The organism is Microvirga tunisiensis (assembly GCF_009296175.1).
Classification (GTDB): domain Bacteria; phylum Pseudomonadota; class Alphaproteobacteria; order Rhizobiales; family Beijerinckiaceae; genus Microvirga; species Microvirga tunisiensis.
The window spans coordinates 1-1640 of record NZ_VOSK01000701.1 but is presented as its reverse complement, the minus strand read 5'-3'; the positions used below and the strand labels follow the sequence as shown (position 1 = coordinate 1640).

Below are 1640 nucleotides of genomic sequence, written 5' to 3'. Positions count from 1 at the left end.
ATGGCGAGTGTGGCACAGGGCAATTGGTGGCAGGGATTAGTCTCAGCAACCAAATCCTACGCTGCTTCAAGTGCTTAAGCTACACTCGCCAGCCTTCATCAACCTTCCCATGCATAAGAACGGCTAGGGGTCACTGTTGACTGGCGGGACCCCTAATACTACTGTGTCATAAACTGACGGGTCGGGGCATAGTCGGAAGTGCCATCATACGGAGGGCGCGTGATGAACCTTCCTATCCCATCAGAGACGCGCGAGGCGCGGTTTGCCGCGTATGTTGATGCCCTTGCGGAAGGGCTTGGCCATGCCGATCGGATTGTCCCGATGCAGGCCTACTGTACCGGTTTGCTCCTGCCGGGTGAACGCAAGAGCATCGAGCCCATGGCGGCCCGGCTCGCCCCTCACCGCGCCCGGGCGGCCCACCAATCCCTGCATCATCTCGTGGCGCAGGCCGAGTGGTCGGATGAGATCCTGCTGGCAAGCGTGCGCGAGCAAGTGCTGCCGGTCATCGAACGGCATGGGGCCATCCGCGCCTGGATCGTCGATGACACCGGCCTTCCAAGAAGGGCAGCCATTCGGTCGGGGTGGCGCGCCAGTACTGCGGACAGTTGGGCAAGCAGGACAGCTGCCAGGTCGCTGTGAGCCTGTCACTGGCCAACGCTCACGCGAGCCTGCCGATCGCCTATCAGCTTTATCTGCCCAAGGAGTGGGCGCTGGATCCCGAGCGGCGGATCAAGGCCGGCGTACCGGACCCGATCCAGTTTCGCAGCAAACCCACCATCGCACTCGCTCAGATTCGGGCGGCGCTGTTGGCGGGAGTGTCCCCGGCGGTGGTGCTGGCGGATGCCGGCTATGGCTCTGAGACGGCGTTTCGCACCGCGCTAACCAAAATGGGTCTGACCTACATCGTGGGGATTGCGTCGAGCACCAGCCTGTGGGCGCCCGGCACTGGGCCCCTGCCGCCGCAGCCCTGGAGCGGGCGCGGGCGTCCGCCCACCCTGTTGCGGAGGGACGCTCAGCATAAGCCGGTCTCAGCCCTGAAGTTAGCGAAAGATCTGCCTCGAAGCGCTTGGCACGTGGTCACCTGGCGGGAAGGTTCCAAGGCTGCGCTGAGCTCGCGCTTTGCGGCCGTCCGCGTTCGACCGGCGCACCGCGACTACTGGCGCGCGACCCTGCGACCGGAGGAGTGGTGTCTGATCGAATGGCCTGAAGGCGAGAAGCGGCCGACCAAGTACTGGCTCTCGACCCTGCCGGAGGACACCGTCCTGCGGGACCTTGTTGATCTGGCGAAACTGCGCTGGCGCATCGAGCGGGATTATCAGGAACTCAAGCAGGAGATCGGTCTGGGCCCCTTTGAGGGGCGGGGCTGGCGCGGCTTTCATCACCACGCCACGCTGTGCATCGCGGCTTATGGGTTTCTGGTCTCCGAGCGGAGCCGGTTTTCCCCCTCAGCGCCCGTCCGGCTCACGACCGGTCAGGCGTCCCGCCTGTCGAAAGCCGACCAGCCTCGCGGCTGCACCCATTCGCCCCGAACGCCACCTCGCCCAGTCGATCGCCACCATCCGGGCTGAACTCATCTGCGCTCTCGTGCGAAGGCTCCCACGATGTCCCTGCTGCCACACAAAGTTTATGACACAGTAGTA

General features: G+C 64.3%; 1 pseudogene. It reads left to right on the top strand.

Annotated elements, in window-relative coordinates:
• Window positions 1-222: 222 nt before the first annotated feature.
• A pseudogene (locus tag FS320_RS42995) lies at window positions 223-1568 on the top strand (IS701 family transposase).
• Window positions 1569-1640: the final 72 nt, after the last annotated feature.